The organism is Pseudomonas sp. GD03903 (genome assembly GCF_029840045.1).
GTDB lineage: Bacteria > Pseudomonadota > Gammaproteobacteria > Pseudomonadales > Pseudomonadaceae > Pseudomonas > Pseudomonas pseudonitroreducens.
Map to the genome: position 1 here is coordinate 232,592 of NZ_JAOCBT010000006.1, position 12,983 is coordinate 245,574.

Annotated in this window: 12 protein-coding genes; 2 read left to right on the plus strand and 10 right to left on the minus strand. The window is 67.6% G+C overall.

What is annotated here, in order from left to right; genetic code table 11:
• Nucleotides 1-16: 16 nt before the first annotated feature.
• From N5C91_RS12000 to N5C91_RS12045, 10 genes are all read right to left on the minus strand, one after another.
• Entirely contained in the window at nt 17-934 is a 918-nt protein-coding gene (locus N5C91_RS12000) for an SDR family NAD(P)-dependent oxidoreductase (protein WP_279829833.1), read from the minus strand.
• A 48-nt stretch (nt 935-982) separates the two neighbouring features.
• On the minus strand, nt 983-2,128 hold the full coding sequence (locus tag N5C91_RS12005) for an acyl-CoA dehydrogenase family protein (protein WP_279829835.1): 1,146 nt from the start codon (nt 2,126-2,128) through the stop codon (nt 983-985).
• A gap of 16 nt (nt 2,129-2,144) precedes the next feature.
• The gene (locus N5C91_RS12010) at nt 2,145-2,900 is read right to left on the minus strand and encodes an enoyl-CoA hydratase/isomerase family protein (RefSeq protein ID WP_279830029.1); all 756 of its coding nucleotides are present in this window, start codon (nt 2,898-2,900) and stop codon (nt 2,145-2,147) included.
• 8 nt (nt 2,901-2,908) lie between these two features.
• Nucleotides 2,909-3,967 carry an acyl-CoA dehydrogenase family protein gene (locus tag N5C91_RS12015; RefSeq protein ID WP_279829837.1) on the minus strand — a complete coding sequence of 353 codons (1,059 nt, stop codon included), beginning with the start codon at nt 3,965-3,967 and terminating at the stop codon, nt 2,909-2,911.
• A gap of 4 nt (nt 3,968-3,971) precedes the next feature.
• Nucleotides 3,972-4,376 (minus strand): PaaI family thioesterase, encoded by a 405-nt coding sequence (locus N5C91_RS12020; protein WP_236172575.1) that lies wholly within the window; start codon nt 4,374-4,376, stop codon nt 3,972-3,974.
• A 38-nt stretch (nt 4,377-4,414) separates the two neighbouring features.
• Nucleotides 4,415-5,773, minus strand: coding sequence for an MFS transporter (locus N5C91_RS12025; RefSeq protein WP_279829838.1), 1,359 nt, complete (start codon nt 5,771-5,773; stop codon nt 4,415-4,417).
• Between the two features lie 39 nt (nt 5,774-5,812).
• The gene (locus N5C91_RS12030; RefSeq protein ID WP_279829840.1) at nt 5,813-6,694 is read right to left on the minus strand and encodes a MaoC/PaaZ C-terminal domain-containing protein; all 882 of its coding nucleotides are present in this window, start codon (nt 6,692-6,694) and stop codon (nt 5,813-5,815) included.
• Complete coding sequence (locus tag N5C91_RS12035; protein ID WP_279829842.1) at nt 6,678-8,813, minus strand: acetate--CoA ligase family protein; 2,136 nt, start codon at nt 8,811-8,813, stop codon at nt 6,678-6,680. Before N5C91_RS12035 ends, N5C91_RS12030 begins: the two co-directional genes overlap by 17 nt.
• Nucleotides 8,814-8,935: 122 nt before the next feature.
• Nucleotides 8,936-10,087 (minus strand): thiolase, encoded by a 1,152-nt coding sequence (locus N5C91_RS12040; protein WP_279829844.1) that lies wholly within the window; start codon nt 10,085-10,087, stop codon nt 8,936-8,938.
• Nucleotides 10,084-10,470 (minus strand): OB-fold domain-containing protein, encoded by a 387-nt coding sequence (locus N5C91_RS12045; protein WP_279829846.1) that lies wholly within the window; start codon nt 10,468-10,470, stop codon nt 10,084-10,086. Before N5C91_RS12045 ends, N5C91_RS12040 begins: the two co-directional genes overlap by 4 nt.
• A 141-nt stretch (nt 10,471-10,611) precedes the next feature.
• Between N5C91_RS12045 and N5C91_RS12050 the strand changes: the two genes are divergently transcribed.
• Complete coding sequence (locus N5C91_RS12050) at nt 10,612-11,427, plus strand: IclR family transcriptional regulator (protein WP_236200573.1); 816 nt, start codon at nt 10,612-10,614, stop codon at nt 11,425-11,427.
• A gap of 371 nt (nt 11,428-11,798) precedes the next feature.
• Nucleotides 11,799-12,818: a branched-chain amino acid aminotransferase gene (locus N5C91_RS12055; RefSeq protein ID WP_279829848.1), complete on the plus strand. Its 1,020-nt coding sequence runs from the start codon at nt 11,799-11,801 to the stop codon at nt 12,816-12,818.
• The last annotated feature ends 165 nt before the right edge of the window (nt 12,819-12,983 follow it).

Here is a 12,983-nt window from a genome sequence, read left to right on the forward strand (position 1 = left end):
GCCTGCCTCCGAAGGGTCAGATCGGGTCCCAGGAGAACACGTCCGGGCTGCGCGCCAGGTCCATGAAGCTGCCGCGCAGCGCCGGCATGCCGTGCTCGGCGATGCTCTGCGGGGTCCAGCCGTTGTCGCTGTGCACGCTGCGCAGCGGGCGGCTCTGGCTCATCAGGAAGATCTCGTGATTACGCGCGGCGAACACCTGGCCGTTGACCGCGCTGGCGGCATCGGAGGCCAGGTACACGGCCAGCGGCGCATTCTTGTCCGGGGTCATGCGCTGCAGGTTTTCCACCCGCGCTTTCTGCTCCGGCGTCTCGGCCGGGATGGAGTCGGTCATGCGGCTCCAGGCGAATGGCGCGATGCAGTTGGAGCGCACGTTGTAGCGCTGCATGTCGAGGGCGATGGATTTGCTCAGGGCGACGATGCCCAGCTTGGCCGCCGAGTAGTTGGCCTGGCCGAAGTTGCCGATCAGCCCCGAAGTGCTGGTCATGTGCACGAAGGCGCCGCTGTTCTGCGCGCGGAAGTGCTCGGCAGCGGCGCGGCTGACGAAGAAGCTGCCGTTGAGGTGCACGTTGATCACCGATAGCCAGTCCTCGGCGCTCATCTTGTGGAAGATGGTGTCGCGCAGGATGCCGGCGTTGTTGACCACGATGTCCACGCGGCCGAAGGCGTCGATGGCGCTGGAGACGATGCGCCGGGCGCTGTCCCAGTCCGACACGCTGTCGGTGCTGATAGCGCCGTCGCCGCCGCGCTGGCGGATCAGCCCGAGGGTTTCCTCGGCCGGGGAAGCCGAGCCGCCCTCGCCCTGCAGGGACACGCCGATATCGTTGATCAGTACCCGCGCGCCGCTGTCGGCCAGGGCCAGGGCGATCTCGCGGCCAATGCCGCCACCGGCGCCGGTGACGATCGCTACCTTGCCTTCGTTGAGTCGTTGGGTCATTGCTCGTTCCTTACTTCAATTCGTGTTTGAGGTTCGTCGTGCGCACGATCAGCTCGGCAGGCCGAGCACGGCCTTGGCCAGGATGTTGCGCTGGATTTCGTTGGTGCCGCCGTAGATGGTGGTCGGCCGCGACTGGATGAAGATGCCCGCCGGGTGCAGCTCGGGATCGTCGCTGAAGGGGTTGAGCAGCGCCGAATCGAGACCGGCGATCTCCAGCCCCAGCTCGCTGATGCGCTGGTACAGCTCGGACTGGTGGATCTTCAGCAGGGAAACGTCCGGGCCCAGTTCCTCGCCGCGCCGCAGGCGTTCGGCGAAGCGCTCGTAGAGCGCCTTGTGGCAGTCCAGGTCCATGCTCAGCGCAGCAAAACGCTGGGCGAACACCGGGTCGTCCCACAGGCCCTGGTGACGTGCCAGGCGGACCAGGCGCTCGAGGGCGAAGGTGGCCTGCTTGGGCGAGCCGAGGAAGATGCGCTCGAAACCCAGCAGCGCCTTGGCCATGCCCCAGCCGTGGTTGACCGCGCCGACGAGGTTTTCCTCCGGCACGCGCACGTCGTTGAAGAACACCTCGCAGAACTCGCCCTGCAGTTCCAGGTTGAGGATCGGCCGCACCTCGACGCCAGGGCTGTCCATCGGCACCAGCAGGAAGCTGATGCCCTGCTGTGCCTTGGCGCTGCGCTCGGTGCGCGCCAGCACGAAGATCCAGTTGGCCTCGGTGCCCATGGTGGTCCAGGTCTTCTGGCCGTTGATCACCCATTCGCCGTCGCGCAACACCGCTTCGGTACGCAGGCTGGCAAGGTCGGAGCCGGCATTGGGCTCGCTGTAGCCCTGGCACCAGATGTCCTCGCCGCTCAAGATGCGCGGCAGGAAGCGCTCGCGCTGGGCGTCGCTGCCGTAGCGGATCAGCAGCGGGCCGAGCATGGTGATGCCGCTGTCGGGCAGGCGCGCGCAGCCGTAGTTTTCCATCTCCTCGATCATGATCAGCTGCTTGCCGGCGGAGAGGCCCATGCCGCCGTGTTGCACCGGCCAGCCGGGGCACAGCCAGCCTTGCTGCGACAGCGCCTGGTACCACTCCCAGGTGTCGTCGCGGCCCAGACGGTGGGCCGGGTTGCGGATGCGCTGCGGGTAATTGGCGGCGACCCACTCGCGCACCAGCCGACGGAATTCGCCATCTTCGAGGGCGTTGTAATCGGTCATGTCACGGTTCTCTTGATTACTGGCCCCGGAAATCCGGGGAACGTTTTTCGAGGAAGGCCGCTTTGCCTTCGGCGTGGTCGGCACTGAGGAACAGCTGGCTCTGGAAATCGCCTTCGCGTTCGAGCAGCAGTTCCAGGCCATCGGCCAGCAGCGCCTTGGTCAGCGACAGCGCCAGCGGCGCCTGCTGCTCGACCTTCGCGGCCAGTGCCAGCGCCGCATCCAGCGCGGCACCCGGTGCACAGAGCTGGTCCACCAGGCCGATGCGCAATGCTTCCTCGGCTTCGATCACCTGGCCGAACATCAGCACCTGCCGCGCCCGCCCGTTGCCGACGCGCGCCGGCAGGGTGTGCAGTTGGCCGAGATCGGCAATCAAACCAACCTTGCCGAAGCCGGCGGCGAAGCGCGCCGTGCCGCCGCATACCAGGCTGTCGCAGGCCAGCGCCACCGACAGCCCGGCGCCCACCGCCCAGCCTTCGATGGCGGCGATGATGGGCTTGCCCATGCGCAGCATCTGGCGGATCAGGTCAGCGTTCTTCTGCATGCGCACGCGGCCGGCGTTGAGGTCGGTGACGTGCATGTCGCTGAGGTCGCCGCCGGCGCTGAAGACTTCCGCCGAACCGGTCAGCACCACGCTGCGCACGGCGGGATCGGCGTCCGCTTCACGCAGCGCGTCGAGCAGCTCGGCCCGCAGTGCGGGGGACAGCGCGTTGCGCCGCGCCGGATTGTTGAAGCGCAGCAGGCGCACAGAACCGTGAGTTTCCTGCAGCAGCATCTCGCTCATCACGCCACCTCCGCATGCAGCAGGGCGATGTAGCGCGCCCGGTGGAAGGCCAGCGAGCCCTGACTGTTGAGCAGCACCATCGCGCGGCGCAGGAACAGGCCGATGTCGGCCTCGTCGGTGTAGCCGATGCCGCCGTGCAGCTGGATCGCCTGGCGGGTGACCAGCATGGCAGCCTCGGCGGCGCGCACCTTGGCGGTGGACACCAGGCGCTGTACCTGGGCAGTCGGCGCACCGTCGTCCAGCGCGGTGGCCGCTTCGCCGACGATGGCGCGGGCCAGTTCGATCTGCAGTTTCAGATCGACCATGCGGTGCTGCAGCGACTGGAAGCTGCCGATCTCGCGGCCGAACTGGCGGCGCACGCCGAGGTAGTCGCGGGTCTGCTGGAAGGCCGCATCCATCAGCCCGACCAGATAGGCCGAGCAGGCCAGTGCCGACTCATCGAGCGCCGCTGGCGCAGCTTCGACAAGCTGTGCCGGCGTGCCATCGAAGCGCAGGCGCGCCAGGTGGCCACCGTCCTGGGTCGGTTCCTGGTGAACGCTCAGTCCTTCGGCGTTGCCTTGCACCAGAGCGAGACCGGCGTCGCAGGCGACCAGCCAGGCATCGGCGGCAGCACCGAGCGCCACATGGGCAATCTCGCCGCGCAACTGGCCATCGTGCAGCACCGGCACGGCGGCGCCGGCTTCGTAACCGATACCGGCGGGCAGGATCAGCCGCTCGCCGGCCAGCAGCGCTTCGCGCTCATCCGCCGGCAGTAGCGGAGCGATCAGGCTCACCTCGATCAGCGGTTCGGGCAGCAGGCCGCGGCCTAGTTCTTCCAGCAGCGCCGCGTACTCGGCCATGCCCAGCCCGCTGCCGCCCAGTTCTTCCGCCAGGCGCAGGCCCGGCCAGCCCATGGCGCAGACTTCGCCCCAGGCGTCGCGGTCGACGCCCGCCTGCTGGAAGCGCAGACGGCGCACCCGGCCCAGGTCGCCGCCGCGCGGGACCAGGGAGGCGGCGCTGTCACGGATCAGCCGCAGGCGCTCTTCGCGCTCCTCGGCCATCGCGGTGTGGTCGGTCATTTCATCATTCCCGTGTCGGTTGAACAGCTCCGGCCGCCGCGGGCCGGTACTTGAAACTGCCGGTGGCGCTGGCGATCAGCTCGCCGGCTGCATCGAAGATTTCCGCCGCGCAGAAGCACAGCGTGCGAGTGCGCTTGAGCACCCGGCCGACGGCGTTGATCTCACCGCGGGTGCTGCCCATGAAGTGGGTGGCCATGTCGATGGTGACCATGGAGCAACCCGGCATCTGCGCGCGGATCGCCCCGGCCATGGCGGCGTCGAGCACGCTCATCAGCACGCCGCCGTGGAAGCTGTCGATGTAGTTCATCAGCTCCGGGCGATGGCGCAGGCGCACCCGCACCACCTCGCCATCGATCCAGCGCTCCAGGCCGAGGAACTCCTGGAAGGTGTATCGATCGCGGGGGAACATGTCCGGGCCGGGCGGATTGGCAGCGCAAGTGAGATCGGTCATCGCAGGCTTTCCTCGGTAACGGGTTGGCCCAGCGGGCGGGCAGCGCTGTGCGTCGACGCACGTGCGGGTGTGCCGGGCTGCGCTGTGCGCGCTTCGCGGTTCGGGTCATACAGGCGGTTGGGGATCAGCAGTGCCGGGATCAGGCCGGTGATCACGTAGGTGATGCCCATCACCAGGAAGCCGGCGCCGATGGACACGTGCGAGGCCAGCAGGCCGATGGCCGCCGGGGCCACCGCCGCGCCGATGCGGCCGAGGTTGTAGGAGGTGCCCACGGCGGCGCCGCGCACCTGGGTGGAGAAGCTCTCGGTCATGTAGGTGGCGAGTACGCCAACCGGTACGCCGTAGATGAAGCCGAACAGCGCGAGGATCCAGACGATGTTGTCCGGGGTGTGCCAGAACACGATCACCGGCATGAAGATGGCGGTGCCGATGGCCCCGGCGGCGAAGGTGGCGCGGCGGCCGAAGCGGTCCGAAGCGATGCCGGCGAGCACCTTGCCGAGGATCATCGCGGTGTAGGTACCGACCATGTAGCCGGTCATGGATTTGAAGTTCATGCCCAGCTCGCTTTCCAGGTACGAGGGCATCCAGTTGTTGGTGCCGTAGTAGCCGAACAGCAGGAAGCACGAAGTGATGCTCCATAGCAGGAACATGCGCCGGGTGGACGGATCGACCAGCAGTTGGCGCATGCCGCCGCTGGGCGCGCTCTGCTGGCGGTTGCTGCCGGCCTGCTGCAGCCGTTGTGCACGGGCTGCCAGCCAGGACGGCGATTCCGGTACCCAGGGCCGCAGCGCCAGGCAGATCAGCGCCGCGCCGATGGCGGTGAAGAACAGCGCGCGCCAGCCGTAGTCGGGGATGATCTGCCCGGCGAGCACGGTCGCCACCAGGTAGCCGACGGTCCAGCCGGCCTGCATGGTCGCCAGGATGGTGGTGCGGTACCTGGCGGTGACGAACTCGGACATCAGGATGTTGCAGGCGACGAACAGCGAGCCCAGGCCCAGCGAGGAAACGAAGCGGATCAGCGCGAAGGCCCAGAAGTTGTGCGCCAGCCCGAGCAGCGCGGTGCCCAGGGAGAACACCAGGATGGTCCAGGTGACCACCCGCACCCGGCCGAAGCGGTCGCACGCCCAGCCACCGTAGATGCCGCCGATGGCCATGCCGGCCAGGGTGATGCTGCCCAGCGAGCCGGCCTCGAAGTTGGAGAGGCCGAACTCCGCCTTGAGGCTGTTCAGGCTGTAGGCGAGGAACATCAGGTCGGCGCCATCGGCAAGCAGACCCAGGAAGCAGAAGAGGAAGGCGATCACCAGGGTCCGCCGCGGGATCGCGGCACGCTGGGCCAAGCTGTCGGGTGCGTTCATTGTTGTTGTTCTCGCAGGTTGGTTGAGGTCGTCGTCGCGCTAGGCCCGCCCGGCGTGTTCTCCCATCTCCGGGGTCAGGCGCACGCGGCCGTTGTCCAGCACCACCACGTCGCGCTCGACGACGCGGGTGCGGAAGGAGCCGTCATTCCAGATTTCGGTACGCAGGGTTTCGCCGGGGAATACCGGTGCGGAGAAGCGCACCTGCAGGTGGGCAAAACGCTCCGCGCGGTAATCGGCGTAACCGCGCAGCAATGCGTGGAAGGCCACGCCGAGGGTGCACAGGCCATGCAGGATCGGCCGTGGGAAACCACCGCGCGCCGCCGCCGCGGGGCTGGCGTGGATCGGGTTGTCGTCGCCGTTCAGGCGGTAGTGCAGCGCCTGCTCGGGGCGGGTCGGCAGGTCGATGACCAGGTCCGGCGCCTGCTCGGGCAGACGGTGCGGTTGGCTCAGCGACTGGCTGTCGCCGCCGAAGCCGCCATCGCCGCGGAGGAAGGTGGTGCCGCGGGCAATCGCCAGCACCTCGCCGCTTTCGGCATCGCTGACGACCTTCTCGCTGTAGAGCAGCGCGCCCTTGCCGGCGCCCTTGTCGACCAGCCCGGTGACGCGGGTGCGGCCGATCACTTCGCCCTCCACCGGCAGCGGCTTGAGCCATTCGATGCTCTGCTCGCCGTGGACCAGGCGCAGGGCATCGACGCCGGTGTCCGGGTTGCCCAGCCAGAAGCCGGGATGGCCGAGCACCACCGCCATGCAAGGCAGCGCCTGGAGGTCGCGGTTGGCGTCGACGAAGGTCAGCTGGTGCTCGTCCATCGGGTCTGCGCCGAGGCCGACCGACAGTGCGTAGAAGGCGCTGTCGTGACGGCTGAAGCGCTGGCGTACTTCCGGGATCGGGTAGTTCAGCAGGTGCTCAGGATTCAGCGCCATGGGCCACCTCCTCCACTTCCAGCACCGCGTCGGCGGCCCAGGCGCCCTGCCCTTCAGGCATGGCGAAGACCGGGTTGAGGTCCACCGAGCGCAGGCGCGGGCCGGCTTCTGCGGCGAATTGCGAGAGCTGCGCAAGCACCCGCGACAGGGCCTTGATATCGGTCACCGGGCGACCACGGGCGCCCAGCAGCAGCGGCGCGCCCTTGATGCTGCGGATCATCTGCTCGGCCTCGTCGACGCCGAACGGGCAGCGACGGAACACCACGTCCTTGAGCACCTCGACGAAGATGCCGCCGAGGCCGAACACCGCCACCGGACCGAACTGCGGGTCGCGCTGGATGCCCATGAAGCACTCGACGCCGCCCTGCAGCTGGCGCGCCACCAGCACGCCGTCGAGGCGAGCGTTCGGCGCGTGTTCGGCAGCGCGTTGCAGCAGCAGGTCATAGCCCTCGCGCACGGCCTGGGCGCTGCCGACGTTGAGCAGCACACCGCCGATTTCCGACTTGTGCAGGATGTCCGCCGAGGCGATTTTCAGTACCACCGGGAAGCCGATCTGTTCGGCGAACGCAGCGGCTTCCGCAGCGTTCTTCAACACACGCTCGGGCGCCGATTCGATGCCGGCGCGCGCCAGCAATTGCTTGGCTTCCGCCTCACCGGGCGTGCTGGCCGGCAGCTCGACCCCGCCGGGCAGCGGAATCCTGCGCAGCGGCCGGGCGAATGCTTCGCCCAACTGGCCCATGGCCTGGATGGCGCGCACGGCACGGGTCGGGTCCTCGAACAGGGCGAAGCCGGCGTTCTGGTACGGCACCAGCTCCTCGCCCTCGCCCATTACCGAGACCACGAACAGGCGGTCCGGGTGATCGGCCTTGATCCGCGCGAACTGCTCGGCCAGGCGCGGGCCGATGGAGGCGGCGGTACCGGCCTGGGTGAAGAAGGCGATCAGCGAGCGATAGCCGCCGTCCACCACCATCGACTCGGTGAAGTCGTGCACCAGGCTCAGGTCGTTGAGCGCCTGGGCGGTGCAGTCCACCGGGTTCAGCGGCGAGGCATAGTGCAGGCGCTGCTTCAGGCGCGCCTGGGCAGCTTCCGGCATCGGCGGCATGGGCAGGCCGAAATCCTCGGCGGCGTCGCTGACGATGATCCCGGCGCCACCGCTGACGGTGATCATCCCCAGGCTGTTGTTCACCGGGTAGATGCGTTGGGTGGCCAGGTAGGCGATGTCCACCAGCTCCTCGGTGGTGCGCGCGCGGACCACGGCGTAGTCGGCCAGCACCGCGTCGAGCACCTTGTCGTCACCGGCCAGGGAGGCGGTGTGCGACATGGCCGCACGACCGCCCAGCTCGCTGCGCCCGACCTTGTGCAGGATCACCGGCTTGCCGGCACGATGGGCCGCTTCGAGGGCGGCGAGGAAGCTGTCGACGTTGCGGATGGATTCGGCGTAGGCCATCACCACATCAATGTCCGGCGACTCCACCAGCCAGCCGATGGCATCGCCCAGGGTGACGTCGGCCTCGTTGCCGGTGGCGACGCAGATCGGCGTACCCAGCCCGCGCTGCCGCGACAGGCCCAGCAGGTGTGCGCCGTAGGCGCCGGACTGGGTGGCGATGCCGACCCGCCCGGCCAGCGGGATGCCGCGCTCCAGGCTGGTGGAGAAGAAGGCGTAGTAGCCCAGGTTGGCGTTGAACACGCCCAGGGCGTTCGGCCCCAGCAGGCGCATGTTGGCCGCGCGGGCAGCTTCGACGATGGCGTCCTGCATGGCCACGCCTTCCTCGCCGACTTCGCTGAAGCCGGAGGAGAACACGATGGCGCTGCGCGCGCCCTTGCGGCCCAGCGCCCGGACGGTCTCCAGCACCTGCGGCGCCGGCACCGCGATGATCGCCACGTCCGGCGCCTCGGGCAGCGCATCGACGCTGGCGTAGGCCGGCAGGCCCTGGATTTCGCTGCGGTTGGGGTTCACCGGCAGGATGCGACCGCTGAAACCGTTACGCAGCATGTAGGCGATGGGGCGACCGCCGATGCGATGCGGGTCGCTGGAGGCGCCGACCACGGCGACCGAGCGCGGCTGCACCAGGGGGGTAAGACTGGAGAAGCCGGTGTGTTGCAAGTGACTCACTGACATGACGTTCCACCTGAAACATTGACGGATGCCGGACGCTGGCGTGCCGGCGCGAGGGCGAACGCGTCCACGGCGGGCCGCCCGCTTGTCGCAGGTGGCCACCGGGAGGGCGTCTTGCCCGGATTTCAGAGCACGTTCTGGGTGCCGAGCAGCGCGGTGACCTGGCTGGACAAGGTGCCGCCGTTGCCGTGCAGCAGGGCGATATCGGCCTTTTTCAACTGGCGCTCTCCGGCCTGTCGGCGTAACTGGGTGACCGCCTCGATGATCAGGAACATGCCGTACATGCCCGGATGCACACAGGACAGCCCGCCGCCGTTGGTGTTCACCGCCAGCTCGCCGCCAGGGGCAATGCGCCCGCCCTGGACGAAGCGACCGCCCTCGCCCTTCGGGCAGAAGCCGAGGTCTTCGAGGAACAGGATCGTATTGATGGTGAAGGCGTCGTAGACCATCACCAGGTCGATGTCCGCGTGCTGCACGCCGGCCATCTGCATGGCGCGCGGGCCACTCTCGGAAGCGGCAGTGACGGTGAGGTCGGGCATCGCCACGATGGAGCGGTGCCACTGCGCGCCGGCGGCGCCGAGGAAGTAGATCGGCGCCTTGGGCAGGTCCCGCGCGCGGTCGGCGCGCACCATCACGCAGGCGCCGCCGCCATCGGTGACCAGGCAGCAGTCGGCCTTGCTCAGCGGGTCGCTGACCATCCGTGCGGCAAGCACCTCATCGATGCTCAGCGGGCCACGGGCGAAGGCCTCGGGATTGAGGTTGGCCCAGCCCCGCGCGGCCACGGCCACTTCGGCCAGGTGCTCGCGGGTGGTGCCGTATTGATGCATGTGGCGGCTGGCCGCCAGCGCGTAGGCGGTGATCGGGTGGCGCGGCTGGTAGGGCGTTTCGTGCCACTGCGGCTCGCTCATCGATACCAGTTTGCCGCCCGCGGTACGCTGGTTGGAGCCGTAACAGATCAGCGCTGCGTCACACAGGCCGGCCTCCAGGGCCAGGGTCGCCTGCAGAAGATGCAGCTCGAAGCTGGAGCCGCCGACGTTGGTGCCATCGACGAACTTCGGCTTGATACCCAGGTACTCGCAGACCGAGAGGGTCGGGAAGGCGTGGGAGCTGGTGGCCGAGAACACCGCGTCGATGTCCGAGAGCGCTAGCCCGGCATCGGCGATGGCTTTCATCGAGGCCTGGCCGAGCAGTTCCATGGCGCTGTAGCCGTGGGCTTCGCCGATACCGGCGCTGCCGATACCGACGATGGCGGTCTTGCCGCGCAGGAGCTGGCTCATGCTGGCACCTCCGCGAGAGGTTCGAAGACCACGACGGCGCCGCTTTCCTGCTGGGCGATGCGCGCCTTGACGCGGGTGCCGATGGGCAGGCTGAGATGCCCTTCGATGCGCGACATCATGCGCACACCTTCATCGAGGTCGATCAGCGCGACGTTGTAGTCACCGCTGCGGGCGCGGTTGACGGTCAGGGCATAAAGAGTGCCGAGGCCACTGGCGGGGACCCATTCCAGGTCGGTTTCGCCGCTGCCGGGCACCTGGGTGCGCGGGTAGAACACGTGCCGGCCGGTGGAGGCGCTGCGCTGCAACATGAAACGACCCTGGGCGAGAAACGCGAGGTACTGCGCCTCGGGCCCTGGCATGCTGTGGTCGGGGAAATCCACCATCGAGGTTTCTCCTTTGTTCTTGTTCTGCCTTTGTTGCAAAGTGCGTTACCGCCCATGCCAAGCCAGCTTCACGGAAGCCGTTGCAGGCGTCGCAGGGTCAGAATACATTCACAATACTGAATGTCAATCAGAATACAGAATATGACCACTGAAAAGACCGTCGAAGAAGCCAGCAGCAAACGCACCGGCAGCGCCAAGGATGTCGGCGCCGTGGTGAACGCCATCCAGATCCTCCGCCACCTGGCCAACGCCGAAGGCCCCGAGGGCGCGACCGCCATCGCCCGCGCCACCGGCATCAGCCCGAGCACGACCTTCAATATCCTGCGCACGCTGAGCAACGAGCAGTTGACCTCGTTCGACAACGAGACCAAGACCTACCGCCTGGGCCTGGGCCTGTCGGAGCTGGCAGTCAGCTTCATCGGCCGCAGCTACGCCGACCTGATCCAGCCGGAACTGGAGCGCCTGAGCACCAACCACCACATCCTGATCGCCCTGTGGCAGGTGACCGACGACGCGCACATCCGCGTGATCGCCGTCTCCGCACCTACCGTGGCGCACGTCAACGTCGCCATCGGCTCGCGCCTGCCCGAACTGGCGGGCGCCGCCGGGCGCTGCATTGCCGGCCTGCGCAACCTTCCCGAGGATGAACTGCGCCGCCGCCTGACCCGTGTGCGCTGGGAGAATCCACCCAGCTTCGAGGAGTACTGCAGCGGCGCCAGCGCCACCCTGGAACGCGGCTGGGCCATCGACCTGGACCACCTCTACCGCGGCGTCAGCATGGTCGCCAGCGCGATCATCGACCACGACCGCCAGCCTCGCTTCATCATTTCCGGCATCGGCATCAGCGCCCAGCACGACCGCGAAAAGCTGGAGCAGATCGGCACCAGCCTGCATGAGACCGCCCGCTTCATCAGCCGCTCGCTGTTCCCACAGAGCGTCGCCACGCCAGCAGACTGAGCAAATGATATTCACCAGGTGAAATGACATTCAGGAAACCTGGTCATTTCACCTGAAACAGTGGAAGCCATGCGATGTCGCCCCGCTCAGCCGATATCGCCTGAACCTCAGCCTTCAAGCGGTCGATGCGACTGATGGCAGCGATATTCGCCAGCAGGGGCCCACAGCCGCGAATATCGCCGGTATCATGGCAAGTCTTGATGGAGTCCTGGCGGTGACCATCCCGCGGAGAACGCCGTTCCCGCCGCACGCCCGAATCCCCGCCGATTCGGGCAGCCCGCCGCCAGAGCCCGCCAAACACTCTGCCCGGATGCTCGCCGGCCTTGCACGGCTCGCGGCAGCCGCAGGTAATCCCATTGAATGAGGCAACCATGGAACAGAAAGACATCGATTGGGGCACGCTCGGATTCGATTACATCAAGACCGACTTCCGCTACATCTCCCACTGGCGCGATGGTCTGTGGGACGACGGCAAGCTGACCGAAGACAACACCCTGCATATCAGTGAAGGCTCCTCGGCCCTGCATTACGGCCAGCAGTGCTTCGAAGGCCTGAAGGCCTACCGCTGCAAGGACGGCTCGATCAACCTGTTCCGCCCGGACCAGAACGCCGCGCGCATGGCGCGCAGCTGCGCTCGCGTGCTGATGCCGCAAGTCTCGGAAGAGCAGTTCATCGACGCCTGCCGCCAGGTCGTCCGCGCCAACGAACGCTTCATTCCTCCGTACGGTTCCGGCGGTGCCCTGTACCTGCGTCCGTTCGTGATCGGCGTGGGCGACAACATCGGCGTGCGCCCGGCTCCGGAGTTCATCTTCTCGGTGTTCTGCATCCCGGTTGGCGCGTACTTCAAGGGCGGCATGAAGCCCCATGACTTCGTGATCTCCACCTACGACCGCGCCGCGCCCAACGGTACCGGCGCCGCCAAGGTCGGTGGCAACTACGCCGCCAGCCTGATGCCGGGCGCGCAGGCCAAGAAAGACGGCTTCGCCGACTGCATCTACCTCGACCCGGCCACCCACAGCCGCATCGAGGAAGTGGGCTCCGCCAACTTCTTCGCCATCACCCACGACAACGAATTCGTCACTCCGCGCTCCAGCTCGGTGCTGCCAGGCATCACCCGCCTGTCGCTGATGCAACTGGCCGAACAGCGCCTGGGCCTGAAAGTGGTCGAAGGCGACGTGCAGATCGACGACCTGGCGCGCTTCAAGGAAGCCGGCGCCTGCGGCACCGCCGCGGTGATCACCCCGATCGGCGGCATCCAGTACAAGGACAACCTGCACGTGTTCTTCAGCCGCGAAGACGTCGGCCCGGTGACCCGTCGCCTCTACGAGGAGCTGACCGGCATCCAGAAGGGTGACGTGGAAGGCCCGGAAGGCTGGGTCGTCAAGGTCTGAACCTGACCGCTCGCTGAAACACAAACGCCGCGATGCCGAAAGGGATCGCGGCGTTTTTCTTTGGCCCGGCAGAGGGATTTGTCATCGCGTAGGAGCGGACTCTGTCCGCGATGCTATCCGGCGCGATGCGAACCTATCGCGGACGAAGTCCGCTCCTACGCATAG

Excerpts from the sequence above, each read along its gene's own strand:
- N5C91_RS12025 (WP_279829838.1), bottom strand. The coding sequence starts at position 5,773 with ATGAACGCACCCGACAGCTTGGCCCAGCGTGCCGCGATCCCGCGGCGG.
- N5C91_RS12040 (WP_279829844.1), bottom strand. The coding sequence starts at position 10,087 with ATGAGCCAGCTCCTGCGCGGCAAGACCGCCATCGTCGGTATCGGCAGC.
- N5C91_RS12055 (WP_279829848.1), top strand. The coding sequence starts at position 11,799 with ATGGAACAGAAAGACATCGATTGGGGCACGCTCGGATTCGATTACATC.
- N5C91_RS12045 (WP_279829846.1), bottom strand. The coding sequence starts at position 10,470 with ATGGTGGATTTCCCCGACCACAGCATGCCAGGGCCCGAGGCGCAGTAC.
- N5C91_RS12015 (WP_279829837.1), bottom strand. The coding sequence starts at position 3,967 with ATGACCGACCACACCGCGATGGCCGAGGAGCGCGAAGAGCGCCTGCGG.
- N5C91_RS12005 (WP_279829835.1), bottom strand. The coding sequence starts at position 2,128 with ATGACCGATTACAACGCCCTCGAAGATGGCGAATTCCGTCGGCTGGTG.
- N5C91_RS12035 (WP_279829842.1), bottom strand. The coding sequence starts at position 8,813 with ATGTCAGTGAGTCACTTGCAACACACCGGCTTCTCCAGTCTTACCCCC.
- N5C91_RS12050 (WP_236200573.1), top strand. The coding sequence starts at position 10,612 with ATGACCACTGAAAAGACCGTCGAAGAAGCCAGCAGCAAACGCACCGGC.
- N5C91_RS12010 (WP_279830029.1), bottom strand. The coding sequence starts at position 2,900 with ATGCTGCTGCAGGAAACTCACGGTTCTGTGCGCCTGCTGCGCTTCAAC.
- N5C91_RS12030 (WP_279829840.1), bottom strand. The coding sequence starts at position 6,694 with ATGGCGCTGAATCCTGAGCACCTGCTGAACTACCCGATCCCGGAAGTA.
- N5C91_RS12020 (WP_236172575.1), bottom strand. The coding sequence starts at position 4,376 with ATGTTCCCCCGCGATCGATACACCTTCCAGGAGTTCCTCGGCCTGGAG.
- N5C91_RS12000 (WP_279829833.1), bottom strand. The coding sequence starts at position 934 with ATGACCCAACGACTCAACGAAGGCAAGGTAGCGATCGTCACCGGCGCC.